General features: G+C 64.9%; 13 protein-coding genes and 1 riboswitch. Of the genes, 5 read left to right on the top strand and 8 right to left on the bottom strand.

Features of this window, described 5'->3' with window-relative positions; translation table 11 throughout:
- Window positions 1-4 precede the first annotated feature (4 nt).
- The 3 genes from napA to DVU99_RS00920 are packed head-to-tail and all read left to right on the top strand — an operon-like array spanning window position 5 to window position 3,703.
- On the top strand, window positions 5-2,500 hold the full coding sequence (gene napA, locus DVU99_RS00930; RefSeq protein ID WP_114238327.1) for a periplasmic nitrate reductase subunit alpha: 2,496 nt from the start codon (window positions 5-7) through the stop codon (window positions 2,498-2,500).
- A 13-nt stretch (window positions 2,501-2,513) separates the two neighbouring features.
- Window positions 2,514-3,101, top strand: coding sequence for a nitrate reductase cytochrome c-type subunit (locus DVU99_RS00925; protein ID WP_114238326.1), 588 nt, complete (start codon window positions 2,514-2,516; stop codon window positions 3,099-3,101).
- Between the two features lie 2 nt (window positions 3,102-3,103).
- The gene (locus DVU99_RS00920; protein ID WP_114238325.1) at window positions 3,104-3,703 is read left to right on the top strand and encodes a cytochrome c3 family protein; all 600 of its coding nucleotides are present in this window, start codon (window positions 3,104-3,106) and stop codon (window positions 3,701-3,703) included.
- Window positions 3,704-3,773: 70 nt separating this feature from the next.
- Here DVU99_RS00920 and DVU99_RS00915 read toward each other — a convergent pair whose 3' ends face one another.
- Together DVU99_RS00915 and DVU99_RS00910 are read right to left on the bottom strand one after the other, a co-directional pair.
- Window positions 3,774-4,067: a GYD domain-containing protein gene (locus DVU99_RS00915; protein WP_114238324.1), complete on the bottom strand. Its 294-nt coding sequence runs from the start codon at window positions 4,065-4,067 to the stop codon at window positions 3,774-3,776.
- A 200-nt stretch (window positions 4,068-4,267) separates the two neighbouring features.
- Window positions 4,268-4,687, bottom strand: coding sequence for a VOC family protein (locus tag DVU99_RS00910; RefSeq protein WP_114238323.1), 420 nt, complete (start codon window positions 4,685-4,687; stop codon window positions 4,268-4,270).
- A gap of 193 nt (window positions 4,688-4,880) precedes the next feature.
- Window positions 4,881-4,990: riboswitch (glycine riboswitch) on the top strand.
- 38 nt (window positions 4,991-5,028) lie between these two features.
- Between DVU99_RS00910 and gcvP the strand changes: the two genes are divergently transcribed.
- Window positions 5,029-7,920: an aminomethyl-transferring glycine dehydrogenase gene (gcvP, locus tag DVU99_RS00905; protein WP_114238322.1), complete on the top strand. Its 2,892-nt coding sequence runs from the start codon at window positions 5,029-5,031 to the stop codon at window positions 7,918-7,920.
- A 63-nt stretch (window positions 7,921-7,983) separates the two neighbouring features.
- Here gcvP and DVU99_RS00900 read toward each other — a convergent pair whose 3' ends face one another.
- Window positions 7,984-8,241 carry a hypothetical protein gene (locus DVU99_RS00900; protein WP_114238591.1) on the bottom strand — a complete coding sequence of 86 codons (258 nt, stop codon included), beginning with the start codon at window positions 8,239-8,241 and terminating at the stop codon, window positions 7,984-7,986.
- A 967-nt stretch (window positions 8,242-9,208) separates the two neighbouring features.
- On the opposite strand from DVU99_RS00900, the gene DVU99_RS00895 reads away from it, so the two are divergent.
- Window positions 9,209-10,783, top strand: coding sequence for a carbohydrate-binding protein (locus DVU99_RS00895; protein WP_232823401.1), 1,575 nt, complete (start codon window positions 9,209-9,211; stop codon window positions 10,781-10,783).
- Between the two features lie 348 nt (window positions 10,784-11,131).
- Here the strand turns inward: DVU99_RS00895 and DVU99_RS00890 are convergent, their stop codons facing one another.
- The 5 genes from DVU99_RS00890 to hflK form a co-directional block, all read right to left on the bottom strand.
- Window positions 11,132-13,780 (bottom strand): M1 family metallopeptidase, encoded by a 2,649-nt coding sequence (locus DVU99_RS00890; protein ID WP_114238320.1) that lies wholly within the window; start codon window positions 13,778-13,780, stop codon window positions 11,132-11,134.
- A gap of 251 nt (window positions 13,781-14,031) precedes the next feature.
- Entirely contained in the window at window positions 14,032-15,324 is a 1,293-nt protein-coding gene (locus DVU99_RS00885; RefSeq protein WP_114238319.1) for an adenylosuccinate synthase, read from the bottom strand.
- A gap of 194 nt (window positions 15,325-15,518) precedes the next feature.
- A complete protein-coding gene (locus DVU99_RS00880; protein WP_114238318.1) occupies window positions 15,519-15,704 on the bottom strand; it encodes a DUF2065 domain-containing protein in 186 nt (61 codons plus the stop codon).
- 10 nt (window positions 15,705-15,714) lie between these two features.
- A complete protein-coding gene (gene hflC / locus DVU99_RS00875; RefSeq protein WP_114238317.1) occupies window positions 15,715-16,584 on the bottom strand; it encodes a protease modulator HflC in 870 nt (289 codons plus the stop codon).
- A complete protein-coding gene (gene hflK / locus DVU99_RS00870; RefSeq protein WP_114238316.1) occupies window positions 16,581-17,777 on the bottom strand; it encodes an FtsH protease activity modulator HflK in 1,197 nt (398 codons plus the stop codon). The genes hflC and hflK overlap by 4 nt, the downstream gene beginning before the upstream one ends.
- Between the last annotated feature and the right edge of the window lie 121 nt (window positions 17,778-17,898).

The raw sequence follows: 17,898 nt of genomic DNA, 5'->3' as shown, positions 1-17,898 counted from the left end.
ATGTATGAGCATGACGCGACGGGAGTTCATCCGTAACACGGCGGTGGCGATCGCAGCGAATGTCGCCGGCATCGCGCTGCCCGTGGAAGCCAGCAACGTCTTGCTCGAAGGCGACCTCACCCAGCTCAAATGGAGCAAGGCGCCGTGCCGTTTCTGCGGCACCGGCTGCAGCGTCAACGTTGCCGTGAAGGATGGCCGCGTGGTCGCCACCCACGGCGACCAGCTGGCGGAGGTGAATCGCGGCATCAACTGCGTGAAGGGTTATTTCCTTTCCAAGATCATGTACGGCGGCGATCGCCTTACTGCGCCGCTGCTGCGCAAGAAGAACGGCGCCTACGCCAAGGATGGCGAGTTCACCGAGGTGAGCTGGGACGAAGCCTTCGACGTGATGGCCGCGCAGTTCAAGCGCGTGCTCAAGGAGAAAGGCCCCACCGCCATCGGTATGTTCGGCTCCGGCCAATGGACGGTGTGGGAAGGCTACGCCGCCAACAAGCTGTTCAAGGGCGGCTTCCGCAGCAACAACATCGACCCGAATGCGCGCCATTGCATGGCGTCGGCCGTGATGGGCTTCATGCGCAGCTTCGGCATGGACGAGCCGATGGGCTGCTACGACGACATCGAGGCCACCGATGCGTTCGTGCTGTGGGGCTCCAACATGGCCGAGATGCATCCCATCCTGTGGACGCGTGTTACCGACCGGCGGCTCTCCAACCCGCACGTGAAGGTGGCGGTGCTGTCCACCTTCGAGCATCGCAGCTTCGAGCTGGCCGACATCCCGATCGTATTTACGCCGCAGACCGACCTGGTGATCCTCAACTACATCGCCAACCACATCATCCAGAGCGGCAAGGTCAACAAGGATTTCGTCAACCAGCACACCACCTTCAAGCGCGGTGTCACCGACATCGGTTACGGCCTTCGCCCGGACAATCCGCTGGAACTGAAGGCCAAGAACGCCAAGGACCCGAACGCCAGCGAGCCGATCGACTTCGAGCAGTTCGCCGACTTCGTCAAGCCCTATACGCTCGAAAAGGCCGTGGAAATGACCGGCGTGGAAAAGGGCTGGCTGGAACAGCTGGCCGAACTCTACGCCGACCCGAACACCAAGGTGGTGTCGTTCTGGACCATGGGCTTCAACCAGCACACGCGCGGCGTGTGGGCCAACAACATGGTCTACAACCTGCACCTGCTCACCGGCAAGATCTCCACGCCCGGCAACAGCCCGTTCTCGCTTACCGGCCAGCCTTCCGCCTGCGGCACCGCGCGCGAGGTCGGCACCTTCAGCCATCGCCTGCCGGCGGACATGGTGGTGACCAACCCCGAGCACCGCAAGCATGCCGAGGATATCTGGAAGATCCCGCACGGCATCATCCAGCCCAAGCCCGGCTTCCACGCGGTGGAACAGAACCGCAAGCTGCACGATGGCCTGCTCAATGCCTACTGGGTGCAGGTCAACAACAACATGCAGGCAGGCGCCAACCTGATGCAGGAGACTTACTCCGGCTATCGCGACCCACGCAACTTCATCGTGGTGTCCGATGCCTATCCCACGGTCACCGCGCAGGCGGCCGACCTGATCCTGCCCGCGGCGATGTGGGTGGAGAAGGAAGGCGCCTACGGCAATGCCGAACGACGCACGCAGTTCTGGCACCAGCTGGTGAAGGCACCCGACGGGGCCAAGTCGGACCTGTGGCAGCTGATGGAATTTTCCAAGCGCTTCACCACCGACGAGTGCTGGCCCGCCGACATTCTCGCCGCCAACCCGCAGTTCAAGGGCAAGACGCTGTTCGACGTGCTCTACCGCAACGGCAACGTGGACAAGTTCCCCAATGCGGAGATCGAGGCCGGCTACGACAACGACGAGGCGGCCGCGTTCGGCTTCTATGTGCAGAAGGGCCTGTTCGAGGAATACGCCACCTTTGGCCGTGGCCACGGCCATGACCTCGCGCCATTCGACGATTATCACAAGGCGCGCGGACTACGCTGGCCGGTGGTCAATGGCAAGGAAACGCGCTGGCGTTACCGCGAAGGTTCCGATCCTTACGTCAAGGCCGGCACCGGTTTCCAGTTCTACGGCAACCCCGACGGCAAGGCGGTGATCTGGGCGCTGCCCTATGAACCGCCCGCGGAAATGCCCGACCAGGAATACGACCTGTGGCTGTCGACCGGGCGCGTGCTTGAGCACTGGCACTCCGGTTCGATGACCATGCGCGTGCCCGAACTGTATCGCGCCTTTCCCGAAGCCGTGGTGTTCATGAATCCCGACGACGCCAAGTCGCGCGGGCTCAAGCGCGGCGACCAGGTGAAGGTGGTTTCCCGTCGAGGGGAAATGCGCTCGCGCGTGGAAACCCGCGGCCGCAACCACATGCCCAAGGGCGTGGTGTTCGTGCCCTGGTTCGATGCCGGCCAGCTGATCAACAAGGTGACGCTGGACGCCACCGACCCGATCTCCAAGCAGACCGACTACAAGAAATGCGCCGTCAAGGTCGTGGCGGTCTAGGAGGGCAGCGACCATGCGTGACAAGCCGCTCATCGCCATCGCCCTGCTGGTCGTGCTGGTGGCCGTCGCCATCGGCTATGCCGTGGGCCGCAAGACCACACCCGCACCGCCACAACCCGTCGCCACCACGTCCACCGGGCCGTACATGCAGCCGGCGGGCGCGGGCACGGCCGAGGCGCCGCCGGCAGGGCAGCAGATCGACGCCATGCGTCGCGGCATACCCATCAATCAGGAAGGCGATCCGCCGTTGATGGCCCATGTCGAGAACACCGACATCAAGCGCAATCGCGCCTATCCCATGCAGCCGCCAACCATCCCGCACAGCATCGACAACTACCAGATCGACAAGAACTCCAACCGTTGCCTGCTCTGCCACTCGCGCGCCAACGCGGACAAGTTCCAGGCGCCGCCGGGCAGCGTCACCCACTACATGGACCGCGACGACCAGTTCCTCGCCACCATCTCGCCGCGCCGCTACTTCTGCAACCAGTGCCATGTGGTGCAGACCGACGCCAAGCCGCTGGTATCCAACAACTTCAAGGACATCGACACGATCCTGTCCGAGCAGCAAGCCGCCCAGCCGCAGCAGAAGGCGAACTGACCATGTGGAAGCGGATCTGGAACTGGCTGGTCGCCATGTGGCAGACGTTGCGGCGGCCGAGCGTGCATTACAGCCTCGGCTTCCTCACCCTGGGCGGCTTCATTGCCGGCGTGATCTTCTGGGGCGCCTTCAATACCGGCCTGGAGGCCACCAACCGCGAAGCCTTCTGCGTGGGCTGCCATGAGATGCGCGACGACGTCTATCAGGAACTGAAAACCACCATCCACTACACCAACCGCTCCGGCGTGCGCGCCACCTGCCCCGACTGCCATGTGCCGCACAACTGGACCGACAAGATCGCCCGCAAGATGCAGGCCTCCAAGGAGGTCTGGGGCAAGCTGTTCGGCACGGTCGACACCCGCGAGAAGTTCCTCGACCACCGGCTGGAACTGGCCCAGCACGAGTGGGCGCGATTGAAGGCCAATGACTCGCTGGAGTGTCGAAACTGCCACAACTACGCGTCGATGGACCTCACGCGGCAATCGACCCGCGCCGCCGAGATCCACAAGCGCTGGCTGGGTACGGGTGAGAAGACCTGCATCGATTGCCACAAGGGCATCGCACACCATCTGCCGGACATGACGGGCATACCGCAGGGTTGACCGCCGATGTACCGCCCTCCGGGAGGGACCAGCCCCTGATCCGGGCCTGGTCCGCCCCGGATGAAGCGTCCTACGCCAACTTGCCCAGCGCAGCCTGTATCTCCGGCCCCGTGAAGGCACGCAACAATTCCGAGCGCGTGTTCCCTGCAGCGCTCACGGTCAGGCCGAAGGCCAGCGCGGACTGCTCGTCAGCCGCCTCGATGATGGTCACGATGTCGTAGCGGCCAAACGTCCAGTAGACATCCTTGACCTTGGCGCCGAATTTCCCCGCGATGGCCTGCAGGGCCTCGGCGCGCTTGGTGGTGTCCTTGATCGACCGCATGCCTTGCTCGGTCAGATGCGTCAGCGTGATGTACGTCGCCATGCTCGTTCTCCTGTATGGGTTGAACGCGGGAGTGGAACGGTGGGCGGCGACAGCGAACGCAGCTTTCCCTTGGCGCCGGACTCCGGCATGCCAGGGACGGGGCACCACCGGCCGCATGGCATTCGCGCGGCCGGGCCTTACAGCCGCTCACCATAGACAAAATCTTGCGACCACCAGGTGAAAGCGCAGACCGGGGTGCGTTAGGCGCACGGCGGCCCTTTCAACTCGACCATGTTGCCCTGGGGGTCATACAGGTAGATGGACGGGCCCTCGCCCTTGGCCCCGTAGCGCGAGCCGATGTCGCCCACTCTGACGCCATGGGCCTGGAGGTACGCCACGATGGTCGCCTCGTCGTACCCCTCCACCTGCAGGCAGAGATGGTCCATGTTGTGCCCCTGGGCCCCAGGGCCCTCCCCGCCCAGGCGGCCCAGCCGGCCGTCCAGCGATACCAGGTCGATCAGCGAGTCGCCGGCGCGCAGCTGCACCAGGCCGATCTCATCCTGCCGGCGCTCCTCGCGACAGCCCAGCACCTCGCAGTAAAACCGCTGCATGGCCGCCATATCGCGCACCCGCAGCACCACGTGGTCGATCCGGGCCAGCTGGAACGGGGGCTTGTGCATGCTCATGGGCGCTCGCGGACAGTCTTGGACGGAGTGAGACCGTGGCCTCGCCAGCTGAAGCATACCCTCCGGCGGGGAGGCATTCCGGGCGCTGGCCCCTTATAATTGTGGTTTAGCGTGTGGTGGGAGAAGCGGTGCGAGCCGCTGCCGAAGGCGCAACGCCCGTAATCGCTCAGGCCCAAGACCATCACTCGCGCAAAACTCTGGAGAGACCGGTTCAATCCGGCGCCGAAGGGGCACGAAGCCTGGGTTCATCGAACCCGTCGCTTCCAAACTCTCAGGCAAAAGGACAGAGGGGCGCTTTGCGTGCGGCTTGCACGTTACTTTCGGACGCCCCTGCCATGAGTCAGAACGCCAATCCTTCCCTGCGCGACCTCGAGCATCACGACGCCTTCATCGAGCGTCACATCGGCCCCAACGATGCGGAAATCGCCACCATGCTCGGCGTGGTCGGCTACGACTCGCTGGAAGCGATGACCGACGCCATCGTGCCGGGCAAGATCAAGTCGCCGGCGCCGCTCGCGCTGCCCGCACCGATCACCGAAGTGGAAGCGATCGCCAAGATCCGCGCCATCGCCGACAAGAACCAGGTGTTCAAGAGCTTCATCGGCCAAGGCTACTACGGCACGCTGACCCCGAACGTCATCCTGCGCAACATCCTGGAGAACCCCGCGTGGTACACGGCCTATACGCCGTACCAGGCGGAAATCTCGCAGGGCCGCATGGAAGCGCTGATCAACTTCCAGACCATGTGCGCCGACCTCACCGGCATGGAGATCGCCAACGCGTCCCTGCTCGATGAAGGCACTGCCGCCGCCGAGGCGATGACCCTGGCCAAGCGCTCGGCCAAGTCCAAGTCCAACACCTTCTTCGTTTCCAACGCCGTGCACCCGCAGACGCTGGAAGTACTCAAGACCCGCGCCGAGGCGATGGGCATCGACCTGCACATCGGCGCCGACAGCGAAGCGACCAGCGTCGACAGCTACGGCGTGCTGCTGCAGTACCCCAACACCTTCGGCCAGATCAACGACTACCAGGCCCTGGCCGACGCGGTTCATGCGCGCCACGGCGTGGTCTGCGTGGCCACCGACCTGCTCGCCCTCACCCTGATCGCCGCGCCGGGCGAATGGGGCGCCGACATCGTGGTGGGCAACACCCAGCGCTTCGGCGTGCCGTTCGGCTTCGGCGGCCCGCATGCCGCCTTCATGGCCTGCCGCGACAGCTACAAGCGCTCGATGCCGGGCCGCCTGATCGGCGTCTCCATCGACGCCGAAGGCAAGCCGGCCTACCGCCTCACCCTGCAGACCCGCGAGCAGCACATCCGCCGCGAGAAGGCCACCTCCAACATCTGTACCGCGCAGGTGCTGCTGGCCGTGATGGCCAGCATGTACGCCGTGTACCACGGTCCGGAAGGCCTCACCCGCATCGCCCGCCGTGTGCATCGCCTGGCATCGATCCTGTTCGTGGCGCTGCGCCAGGCTGGCGTCGCCGCCAACACGCACTTCTTCGATACGCTGCACGTCACCGGCGTGGACGCCACCTCCCTGCATGCCAAGGCACGCGCCGCCGGCTTCAACCTGCGCGCGATCGACGCCAACAGCGTCGGCGTCAGCCTCGATGAAACCACCACGCGCGCCGACGTTATCGCGCTGGCTGAAGTGTTCGGCGCCAAGATCGCCGACATCGATGCCCTCGACGCCAGCGTGCACGACGCGCTGCCGCCGCAGCTGGTGCGCAAGACCAGCTTCCTCACCCACCCGGCCTTCAACACGCATCACAGCGAGCACGAGCTGCTGCGCTACATGCGCTCGCTGGCCGACAAGGACCTGGCGATGGATCGCACCATGATCCCGCTGGGCAGCTGCACCATGAAGCTCAACGCCACCGCCGAGATGATCCCGGTGACGTGGCCGGAATTCGCCAACATCCATCCGCTGGCCCCGGCCGACCAGGCCACCGGCTACAAGCAGCTCATCGACGAGCTGGAAGCGATGCTGGTGGAGTGCACCGGCTACGACGCCGTCAGCCTGCAGCCGAACTCCGGTGCACAGGGTGAGTACGCCGGCCTGCTCGCCATCCGCGCCTATCACCGTTCGCGTGGCGAAGGCCATCGCGACATCTGCCTGATCCCCGAATCGGCCCACGGCACCAACCCCGCCTCCGCGCAGATGTGCGGCATGCAGGTGGTGGTGACCAAGTGCGACGCCAACGGCAACGTGGACGTCGAGGACATCAAGCGCGCCGCCGAGAAGTTCAGTGAGCGCCTCGCCGCGCTGATGATCACCTACCCGTCCACGCACGGCGTGTTCGAGGAAGACATCGTCCAGATCTGCGAGATCGTGCACGCGCACGGCGGCCAGGTGTACACCGACGGCGCCAACATGAACGCGCTGGTCGGCGTGGCCAAGCCGGGCAAGTGGGGCTCGGACGTCTCGCACCTCAACCTGCACAAGACCTTCTGCATCCCGCACGGCGGTGGCGGCCCGGGCGTCGGCCCGTGCGCGGTGAAATCGCATCTTGCTCCCTTCCTCCCGCGTACCTTCGGCGGCGAAGGCGAAGTGGGCATGGTCAGCGCCGCCAGCTTCGGCTCGGCCTCGATCCTGCCGATCAGCTGGATGTACATCACCATGATGGGCAACGCCGGCCTGCGCCGCGCCACCCAGGTGGCCCTGCTCAATGCCAACTACGTCGCCAAGCGCCTGGCGGATCACTACGAGACGCTCTACACCGGCCGTAACGGCCTGGTAGCCCATGAGTGCATCCTCGACGTGCGCCCGATCAAGGACACCACCGGCATCGGTGCCGAGGACGTCGCCAAGCGCCTGATCGACTTCGGCTTCCACGCGCCGACGCTGAGCTTCCCGGTCGCCGGCACGCTGATGGTCGAGCCGACCGAAAGCGAATCGCTGTACGAACTGGACCGCTTCATCGACGCGATGATCCAGATCCGCAACGAAATCCGCGCCATCGAAGCCGGCAAGCTGGACCGCGAAGACAACCCGCTCAAGCACGCCCCGCACACCGCGCTGATGGTGTCCGCTTCCGAATGGAAGCACGCCTACACCCGCGAACTGGCCGCCTTCCCGCTGCCCAGCCTGAAGTACCAGAAGTACTGGTCGCCGGTGGCCCGCGTGGACAACGTCTACGGCGACAAGAACGTGTTCTGCAGCTGCGTGCCGGTGGAAGCCTTCAAGGGCGAAATCGAAGCTTTCAGCGAGCCGAACGTCGCGTAAGCGTCAGCTCCAAGGTGCAAAAAAAGGGCTCCGCGTGCGGAGCCCTTTTTCTTGCCCGCAAATCTATTTGCGGCAGGTATACGGACTCTCACCAGCCAAGGGCGTCCCGGTCTGGATATCGATGATCTGAACCGTCGCACCGGGATTCGCTGCACACATGCCATTCCTTGCGGCATAGATGCCTGATCCGGTAGCCGTCAGTGCAATGCCCGGCGCCAGATCTTTGCCACTCGCATCAACCACGGACGACCTGTAGGTACCGTGCGTTGTAGCGCATCCGGCGAGCAGTACCACCATGACTGGACCGATTTGTTTCTTCATGAACGTCCCCATTCCATGGTTAAAGAGAACCACCCAACAGGAAACAGTGCCCGCTCCCTTCCGCACTGCCGTAGCCACTCCTGGTTGCCGCTGTCCACTGACAGCGCACTGGCCAATGGTGCCCGTGTGCAAAAAGCCGGGACGCCTCATCGCCCGGGTGAGGACGTCCGTGTCATGAGCCTCCATTGAAAGGCGCCCCCAGGGGAGCCGATGCGCGCGACCGAAGGAAGGCCAGCGCCACTGCGTCGATGTGATACGAGCGCCATCCAGCGCTGCGGGCCCGCTCGAAAGGGGGTAGAGACGGTTCCCGCAGGCTCGATGGCCACGGCGAGCGTAGTGTGCGGCCGTACGCGATGGACTAAGAAAAGCCTGAAAAGACCTTGGGGAAGATGACGCAGCCATGGCCGCCTGCATCAATTGCGGACTGTGGCGACGAACAGTGGCATCGATGACCACCCGGCCCACTCTTGCCGATGGGCGGATGGCAGTTCGTCGGGGCATTCGACATCACGCCGAATGGGCAGGCCGGCCGGGGATCATGCCAGGGTAACCATGGATAACGTTGTCATTCCGGCCAATCGCAAATCCATAGGCGCGGGGCGCGACGCCCCTCGATCGATGCGTCGCAACATCGGCCTATTCGGTTGATTATCAGCAAACCATTGATTTATCGATGCATCGCAGCATAAAAACGCGGCGTTGCACGGAAGGGCCGGCCGCCCAGAACGCAATTACACGCGGCCATTTTCACGGCGATCGTCACAGTTTTTGCGAGTCATTGCAGACAACGTTGTCATCTACGGGACACATAGACGACAGCGCTCCAGCCAGGGCCGATGCCGTGGCGAACAGGATTTGCTGGAACGCATGCCCCTGACGGCCAGCGGGAATCGGCCAGTCGTCTCGAACATTCACCACGACGATGCATTGCCACAGGAGAACCCCTATGCGAGTGAAGCAGTCGGTGATGTCTGTACGTACGGCGCTGCATGCCCTGCTGAGTACGGCGGGCGGCGCAATGGCGATGAGCCTGATGACCCTGGCCCCGGTGCAGGTGGTGCATGCGCAAAGCACGACTACCTGCGCGGCGGCATGGAGTTCCACTACGGCCTACAGCGGCGGCGCCGTGGTGAGCGAGAACGGCATCAACTATGTCGCCAACTGGTGGACCCAGGGCAACGATCCGGCCACCAACAGTGGCGCCACCGGCTCGGGCGAGCCGTGGACATCGGAAGGCGCGTGCAGCAGCAGTTCCAGCGGTAGTAGCGGCAGCACGAGCAGCGGCAGCAGTGGAAGCAGTTCGGGCGGCACCTGCGCTGCAGCGTGGAGTTCGAGCACGGCATACAACGCCGGCGCGGTGGTCAGCGAGAACGGCATCAACTACGTCGCCAACTGGTGGACGCAAGGCAATGACCCGGCCACGAACAGTGGCGCTACCGGCACGGGTGAGCCGTGGACATCCGAAGGCTCCTGCACCGGCAGCAGTTCGGGCAGTGGCAGCGGCAGTAGCTCCGGCTCGGGCAGCAGTTCGGGTAGCGGCAGCGGCTCCGGCAGCGGCTCGGGCAGCGGCACCACCAATCCACCCGGCACCGGCTCCAACCTTCTGTTCAGTCCGTACAAGGACGTGACCATCAACCTCAACTGGAACACCGACGTGATGCAGAGTGCGGCCGCAACCGGCTCGGCCATCCCGGTGGTGGGCAGCGGCAGCCTGTATTCAGGCTATGTGCCCGACCTCAGCGCGATCACTCTCGCCTTCGCCACTGGCGAGTGCGGCAGTGAAAACTGGGGTGGCGTGCCGGGCGCGAGTTTTGCGACGGCGAACATCTCGGCCTTGTCCAGCGCCGGCCTGCCCTACGTCATTTCCACTGGCGGCCAGGCGGGTACGTTCACCTGCGGCAGCACTGCCAACTTCGCCGCCTTCCTGACCCGCTACATGTCGGCACAGCTGGTGGGCGTGGACTTCGACATCGAGGGTGGCCAGAGCCAGAGCGACATCACCAACCTCGTCGCGGCAGCGGCCTACGGTCAGTCGCTGTACCCGAACCTGCGCTTCTCGTTCACCATCGCCACGTTGGGTGCATCCGATGGCAGCTATGGCGGCGTGAACAGCCTGGGCGATGAAGTAGTGAAGGCTATCCTCGCCTCCAGCCTCACCAACTACACCATCAACCTGATGACGATGGACTACGGCTCGCCGAGTGCCAGCGTGTGCGTGGTCTCCAACGGTGCGTGCGACATGGGCCAGACGGCCATCCAGGCCGCGCTGAACCTGGAGCACACCTACGGCATCCCGGCCAGCAAGATCGAACTGACCCCGATGATCGGCGTGAACGATGTTTCCAGCGAGAACTTCACCATCACCAATGCCGACACCGTCACCAGCTATGCGGTGAGCAACGGCCTTGCCGGCATCCACTTCTGGTCACTGGATCGCGACACGCCGTGTAGCCAGACCACCGCCTCGCCGACGTGTAATTCGGTAAGCACCAGCACGCCGCTGCAGTACACCAAGGAGTTTCTGAAGGATCTGGGGCGGTAAGCGTGATGGCCCCGGGGCGATGAGTCGCGTCGCCCCGGGGTTGTGTTGACGATTCAAGGGCGTGGCAAGTCCGTACCCTCCTTCCCTCTCCCCCAGGGACTACCTTCGGGTCGCCGCAGGGGAGAGGGGCTAGCAAAGGCTCCACCAGCGGAATCCTTCTCCCGCCGGGAGAAGGTGCCGGTTCCACGGGGACTTCCTTCGGTCGCAGCGGATGAGGGTGCGGTCGAAGCGAATGCGTTGAAGGCCACGCAAGCCCCGCACCCTCACCCCAACCCCTCTCTCCCACAGAGACTACCTTCGAGTCGCCATGGGGAGAGGGCTTCTTGGGGCTTTGACGGCTAGTGGCGATCAGCCGCCGGTCTTGACCAGCCAGGCATCCACCGCGGGCAGGCGCTCGTTGCGGACCATGATGCGGTACTTGATGTTGGCCACGGCGGTTTCGGCGTCGCGACGCGAGCCGGCAGCCAGGTAGGCGTTCGCGTAGGCGTTGATCTTGTCGATCATGGCCGGGTTGAACGAGCTGGTGCCCAGCGTCGGGTAGTAGCGGCTGCGCGAGCTGCCGTCGACGACCTTGTCGATCTGCTCGCGATGAGCCATTGCGAAGTCGAAGGCCAGCTCCGGATGCAGGCGCGAGACGATACGGATCATGCCAGCGCTGTTGGTGGCGCCGGGTTCGTCCGTCAACGCGAGGTCGAGCGCACGCTTGGCCAGGGCCTCGTCTTCCACCGAGGCAAGCTGGGCGTACAGGCGATCCTTCACCATCGGGCTCTTCTCCGCCTTGGCGGCGGCATGCAGCTTGTCCCAGGTAGCGGCGTCGGCGTGGCTGGTGACCACCGCCAGGATGGTCTTGCGCAGCTCGGCCGGCACGGCCTTCGGATCGGTGTCCTGCGCGGCATAGCGACGACGCGCTTCATTGATGATGGTCGTGTCGCCCAGGCCGCCCAGCACGCTGATCAGGTGGCTGCGCAGGATGGTGGTGGGCACGCTTTCGTCGGGCTTGGCGTCCCAGCCGACGCGGGCAAACACCGGCGACAAGCGCTTGATCGCGAACGCGCGGAGCGCTGCCTGCCGCTTGGCATCGCCGCGGTAGTACTGGTCGAGCGCGGAGAAGCTGCCGGCAATCTCGTCCCAGATCTGCGGGTCGGCATCGGCCGGCGTGGCCTTGGCCAGGTCGAGGAAGTCCGAGGCCGGCTGCAGGCCCGCCATTCCGAGCGCCCAGGCGTCACTCATTACGCCAAGCTGGTCGATCGGGGCGAATTTGGTGAAGCCGTCCTTGATCTCGGCAAACTGCGTCGGCGCGTACAGCGTGCGGTAGTAGCCGCTCTGCCCTGCGTTCACCAAGACCGTGCCGCAACCCGGCACGTTCAGCGAAGCCTGGCCGTCGACGATGGTATTTACCGCCTTGCCGTCGACCGTCTGTGCGATCACCGGCACGTGCCAGTGCAGCGGCTGCTTGTTCGGGCGATCCTTGGTGAACTCGCCCTGGGTCAGCTTGAGCGTGGTGGTGTTGTTGCTGCAGGTGGCCGCTTCCACGCGGATCAGTGGAATGCCCGGCTGCAGCGTGAAGTCGTGCGCAATGGTGGTGACCTGCTTGCCGGGTGCGGCCGCATCCATGGCATGCCACAGGTCGTCGGACACCGTGTTGCCGTAGGCGTGGGCCTTGATGTAATTGCGCACGCCGGTGCGCCAAGCATCCTCACCCACGTAGGCTTCCAGCATGCGGATCACCGACTCGCCCTTGGAGTAAGTGATGGAGTCGAACGCCTGGCTGGCCTGGTCCACCGTTTCCACGTGCTGCACCACCGGATGCGTGGTAACCACGGCGTCGCGGGACATGGCGCCTTCGCGAATGCCAACCGCATCGAGCTTGGTATTCCACTCCGGATGCAGGCGATCGGTGGTGCGCGAGGCCATCCACGAGGCGAAGCCTTCGTTGAGCCACAAGTCATCCCACCAGCGCATGGTCACCAGGTCGCCGAACCACTGGTGCGCCATTTCGTGCGCGGCGGTATTGAACACTTCCTGCTTGTCCGACTGGGTGGAGATGGACGGATCGAGCAGCAGCGCGTATTCGAAGGTATAGATGGCCCCCCAGTTCTCCATCGCGGAGAAGAACTGGCTGCTGCCCGGCGAGGCCACGTTGTCCAGCTTGGGCAGCGGGTACGGCACGCCGAAGTAGTCGTTGTATTCCTTCAGCACCGCCTTGCCCGATTCCAGCGTGAAAGCAGCCTGCGAGGTCAGGCCCTTCTGCGTCACCACGCCGATCTCCACCCCTTCGGAGCTGGTGGTGATGCGGTCGAACTCACCCGTGCCGAAGAACAGCAGGTAGGTGGACATCTTGGGCGAGGTCTTGAAGGTGATGTGCGAGAGGCCGTTGCCGGCGTCGGCCGTCGAGGCCACCGGCATGTTGCTCACCGCCATGTCACCGGCGGGAACCGTCACATCGAGGTCGAAGGTGGCCTTGTAGTTGGGCTCGTCCCACGACGGGATGAAGCGACGGGCGTCGGAGTTCTCGAACTGGGTGTACAGCGCGCGCCTCTTGCCGGCCTTGCTGTCGTAGTCGATGGCGAACAGGCCATTGGCCTGGGTGCCGATCTTGCCGGTGTAGGTCATCGACAGCTGGTACTTGCCCTTGGCGATCGGCTTGTCGAAGGTGAAGGTGGCGGTCTGCGCATCGTTGTCCGTGCTCACCTTCGGCTGCAGCGCCGCGCTGCCCTTGCCGGCCGCCAGCTCCACCTTGCTGAAGCTCATGTCGATGGCATTGAGCGTGATGCTGTTGGTGGGCGTGAGCACTTCCACGTCCACCGTCACCTTGCCGTCGAAGCTCAGCGTGGACGCATGCGGCGTGATCGACACGGCGTAGTGCGACGGGCGCACGGCGCGCGGCAGCTGGGTAGTGGTCTGTGCCGTGGGTGCCGAATCGACCGCCAGGACGGCTCCGGTAAAGCTCACGCCAGCCAGTGCCAGCGCCAGGGCGGAAGCCAGACGAGTACGCATGTTGTATCCCCTCTTTGGTGGGCCAAGGCCGGCCCTAATGGATGCAAAACACCTCGATCTTGCGGCACGAGTGATGCGGCTTGATATGGCCGAAAGTCATGGGGCCTTCCGGCTCCCTGTAGGAGCGCGCCCTGTGCGCGACCGGGCTCTCGCTGGTCGCGCACAGGGTGCGCTCCTACAGGCCCTGAGCGGCGCAACAAAAAGCCCCGCACAGGGCGGGGCTTTTGTGGTCCGGGCTTAGGCTCGCCTGATCAGGCGAACGGGTCGTCCAGCACGATGGTGTCGTCGCGGTCGGCACCGGTGGCCACCAGCGACAGCTTGCAGCCGGAGAGCTCTTCCACCGCACGCAGGTAGGCGCGGGCGGCCGGCGGCAGCTTGTCCCACTCACGGATGCCCGCGGTGGATTCGTCCCAACCCGGGAACTCCAGGTACACCGGCTTGCACTCGGCCCAGCCATCGGCGTCCAGCGGCGCCAGTTCGCGGCGCTTGCCGCGGTACTCATAGGCAATGCAGACCTTGATGCTCGGCAGGCCGTCGAGCACGTCGAGCTTGGTGATGGCCAGGCCGTTGATGCCGTTGATCTGCACGGCGCGCTTGAGCGCAACCAGGTCGATCCAGCCACAACGCCGCGGACGGCCGGTGCTGGCACCGAACTCGTTGCCGACCTTGCGCAGGCGCTCGCCCATCTCGTCGTTGAGCTCGGTGGGGAACGGACCGCCGCCCACGCGCGTTGCATAGGCCTTGCAGATGCCCAGCACGTAGTCGATGTCGCCCGCGCCCACGCCGGTGCCGGCCAGTGCGCCGCCCACGGTGGTGTTGGACGAGGTCACGTACGGATAGGTGCCGTGGTCGATGTCGAGCAGCGCGCCCTGCGCGCCCTCATACAGAATGTGGCCGCCTTCCTTGCGCACGTCGTGCAGGATGGTGGCGACGTCGTCGACCATCGGGCGGATGAACTCGCCATAGGCCAGCGCATCGTCCAGCACCTGCTGGTACTCGACCGGCTCGGCCTTCAGCCACTGGGTGAGGATGAAGTTGTGGTACTCCACCGCCGCCTTGATCTTCTCCGGCAGCTCGTGCGGGTACATCAGGTCGGCCACGCGCACGCTGCGACGGGCCACCTTGTCTTCATAAGCCGGGCCGATACCGCGGCCGGTGGTGCCGATCGCCGACTTGCCGGCGGCGGCCTCGCGGGCCTTATCCACGGCAATGTGGTACGGCATGATCAGCGGCGTGGCCGGGCTGATCTTCAGGCGCGAACGCACTTCCACGCCCTGCGCTTCCAGCTCTTCGATTTCCTGCTTGAGCGCCTGCGGCGACAGCACCACGCCATTGCCGATCAGGCACAGCGCGTCGTCACGCAGGATACCCGAGGGAATCAGGTGCAGCACGGTCTTCTTGCCGCCGATCACCAGTGTGTGGCCCGCGTTGTGGCCGCCCTGGAAACGCGCCACGGCTTTGACCTGCTCGGTCAGCAGGTCGACGATCTTGCCCTTGCCTTCGTCGCCCCACTGCGCACCAAGGATGACTACTGACTTGCCCATGATGATGTTGCTCTCGTCAATTTGAAGAATGTGGTGCCCCGAGGGGCTAAGGAGTTCGAAGTTCCGTCTCGTCGTTCCCGCGCATGCGGTAATCCAGCGCCTTTGGAGCCATTGGGTCCCTGCCTGCGCAGGGACGACGGTGAAGCTTCGTTGGAAATCCCGATGGTTTTGAGCGGCCCATCCACCGCATTAACTCAATGCATCAGTTGCAGCGCCACCAGCCCGATGCCGATGGCCACCGCGCCGCACAGGCGCAGCGTGCGCGGGCTCAGCTTCACCGCCTCGCGCATGGTGGCCTGCCAACTGCGCGGCGCGGCAAACAACACCAGCCCTTCGATCACCAGCACCAGGCACAGTGCCGCCACCAGCTCACGCGACATCGCCCGCCTCTCAGTGCTTCGACGAGGCGCCGTCGTTGAAATACTTCAGGAACTCCGAGTCTGGCTTGAGCACCAGCACGCCCTTGCCGTCCTGGAACGACTTACGGTACGCCGCCAGGCTTCGATAAAACGCGAAGAACTCCGGATCCTGCCCATAGGCCTGCGCGTAGATGGCCGCGGCCTGGGCATCGCCCTCGCCACGCACCTTGGCGGCGTCGCGCTCGGCCTCAGCCTTGATGACCTGGGCCTGGCGATCGGCATCCGCCTTGATGGTCTCGGCCTCCTGCTGGCCGGTGAAGCGCAGCTCGTTGGCCAGCTGGGCGCGCTCGGCGCGCATGCGCTTGTAGACCGACTCGCTCACTTCGTCCGGCAGGTCAATGCGCTTGATGCGCACGTCCACCACGGTGATGCCGAGGTTCTTGCTGGCCGCCAGGTCGGTCTGCTTGCGCACCCGCTCGGTGATGTCCTTGCGACCGGCAGAGACCAGCTCCTGCAGGGTACGGCCGTTGAATTCGAAGCGCAGCGCGTCCTTCACCAGCGGGGTGAGGCGCGCAGCCGCCTGCAGCTCGTCGCCAGCGGTGGCGCGGTAGTAGGCCGCGTTGTCCGCGATGCGCCACTTCACGTAGAAGTCGACGTTGACGCTCTTCTTCTCCGAGGTGAAGTAGCGCTCCGGCGGGGCTTCGAGGGTGAGGATGCGGTTGTCGAAGGTCATCACCTGCTGCACGAACGGCAGCTTGGCATGCAGACCCGGCTTGTCGCCGGTACGCACGATGCGACCGAACTGCAGCACCAGCGCGGTCTGGCCCTCGTGCACCACGAACAGGCTGTTGAAGCCGATCAGCACCAGCAGCACGGCAATGACGCCAGTGGCGAACTTCATGGCTGCTTCTCCTTGCCGGCCAGGCTGTCATTGCCCGCGGACTGCATCACCGCGCCCACGCCCGGCACGTCCTTGCCGGTGGCACGATCCAGCGGCAGGTAGATCATGTTGCGGCCGCCGGAACCGTCCAGCACCTTGGGATTGTTCGACATCACGTCCTCGACCGTTTCCAGCCACAGGCGTCGGCGGGTGACGTCCGGCGCAGCCTTGTATTCCTTGAGGATGAGATTGAAGCGCGCGGCGTCACCGGTGGCGAGGGCCACGCGCTGGGCGTTGTAGCCCTGCGCCTCGGCCAGGATGCGCGAGGCATCGCCGCGCGCCACCGGCACCCCCTGGCTGGCGTAGGCGCGGGCGTTGTTCTCGGTGCCCTGCTTGTCTTCGCGCGCGGCGTTGACGTCGTCGAAGGCATCCTTCACTTCCTGCGGCGGCGCGACGTTCTGGAAGCTCACGTCGGTAACCACCAGGCCGGCATCGTATTCGTTGAGCGTCGCCTGCAGGATTTCGCGCGTCTGCTGCTGCAGGGTGTCGCGCGTCTGCGCGGCAGCCGCATGAGCCGGGGTTGCCGCGGCGGTGGCCACGGACGAGGCCGGCGCAGGGCTGGACGAGGCGGTCGCGACGCTGCTGGCCGGGGCCGGGGCCGAACCGGGCGCGGGTTCGTTCTGGCTGGTGAGGATGTTGTCCATCACGTTGGCGCCCACCACCGTGCGCACCGCGGCCTCGGCAGCCTGGCGCAGGGTGTCTTCCGGCGGGCCGCTCAGCGAGAACAGGTATTTGCGGGCATCGGAGACCTGATACTGCACGTTGAAGTCGACCGTGATGATGTTCTCGTCACTGGTCAGCATGCGTACCTTGTCCGACACCGAACGGATCTCGGTGGTGCCGACCTTGGTCACGGTTTCGATGGGGCCGGGCAACTTGAGGTGGAAGCCGGGCGGCAAGGTACGTGCGTACTTGCCGAAACGCAGCACGACGCCGGCCTGGCGTGCATCCACGATGGTGCAACTGCTGTAGGCCAGCCACACCAGCGCAAAGGCCAGCACGATGGTGAACAGGCCGCCGCTGCCAGTGCCACCCAGGCGGCCAAGTCGACCGCGCAGCTGCTTGATGATGTCATCCAGCCCCGACTTGCCGCCGGGCGGGCGATTCTTGCCCCAGGGGTCGCGCTGCCCGTTTCCGGGTTCGTTCCAGGCCATGGTCAGTCTCCTTGAGGCCGCTGGGAGGCCGGCAACATTGGCCGGAAAACGCGTTGAACGGGTTTGGACATGGTGGCGAGGGCGTGTCGTGGCAAGTGTGCCGCCGAGGCACGGAGAGGCC

It is taken from the genome of Dyella sp. C9 (assembly GCF_003332825.1).
Classification (GTDB): domain Bacteria; phylum Pseudomonadota; class Gammaproteobacteria; order Xanthomonadales; family Rhodanobacteraceae; genus Dyella.
The sequence above is the reverse complement of the archived record's forward strand: the minus strand, read 5'-3'. Positions and strand labels throughout refer to the sequence as shown.

Bases quoted from the DNA above. Each gene is read 5' to 3' on its own strand.
- napA (WP_114238327.1), top strand. From the start codon at position 5: ATGAGCATGACGCGACGGGAGTTCATCCGTAACACGGCGGTGGCGATC.
- DVU99_RS00920 (WP_114238325.1), top strand. From the start codon at position 3,104: ATGTGGAAGCGGATCTGGAACTGGCTGGTCGCCATGTGGCAGACGTTG.
- DVU99_RS00925 (WP_114238326.1), top strand. From the start codon at position 2,514: ATGCGTGACAAGCCGCTCATCGCCATCGCCCTGCTGGTCGTGCTGGTG.
- DVU99_RS00915 (WP_114238324.1), bottom strand. From the start codon at position 4,067: ATGGCGACGTACATCACGCTGACGCATCTGACCGAGCAAGGCATGCGG.
- hflC (WP_114238317.1), bottom strand. From the start codon at position 16,584: ATGAAGTTCGCCACTGGCGTCATTGCCGTGCTGCTGGTGCTGATCGGC.
- DVU99_RS00880 (WP_114238318.1), bottom strand. From the start codon at position 15,704: ATGTCGCGTGAGCTGGTGGCGGCACTGTGCCTGGTGCTGGTGATCGAA.
- DVU99_RS00900 (WP_114238591.1), bottom strand. From the start codon at position 8,241: ATGAAGAAACAAATCGGTCCAGTCATGGTGGTACTGCTCGCCGGATGC.
- DVU99_RS00890 (WP_114238320.1), bottom strand. From the start codon at position 13,780: ATGCGTACTCGTCTGGCTTCCGCCCTGGCGCTGGCACTGGCTGGCGTG.
- DVU99_RS00895 (WP_232823401.1), top strand. From the start codon at position 9,209: ATGTCTGTACGTACGGCGCTGCATGCCCTGCTGAGTACGGCGGGCGGC.
- DVU99_RS00910 (WP_114238323.1), bottom strand. From the start codon at position 4,687: ATGCACAAGCCCCCGTTCCAGCTGGCCCGGATCGACCACGTGGTGCTG.
- hflK (WP_114238316.1), bottom strand. From the start codon at position 17,777: ATGGCCTGGAACGAACCCGGAAACGGGCAGCGCGACCCCTGGGGCAAG.
- gcvP (WP_114238322.1), top strand. From the start codon at position 5,029: ATGAGTCAGAACGCCAATCCTTCCCTGCGCGACCTCGAGCATCACGAC.
- DVU99_RS00885 (WP_114238319.1), bottom strand. From the start codon at position 15,324: ATGGGCAAGTCAGTAGTCATCCTTGGTGCGCAGTGGGGCGACGAAGGC.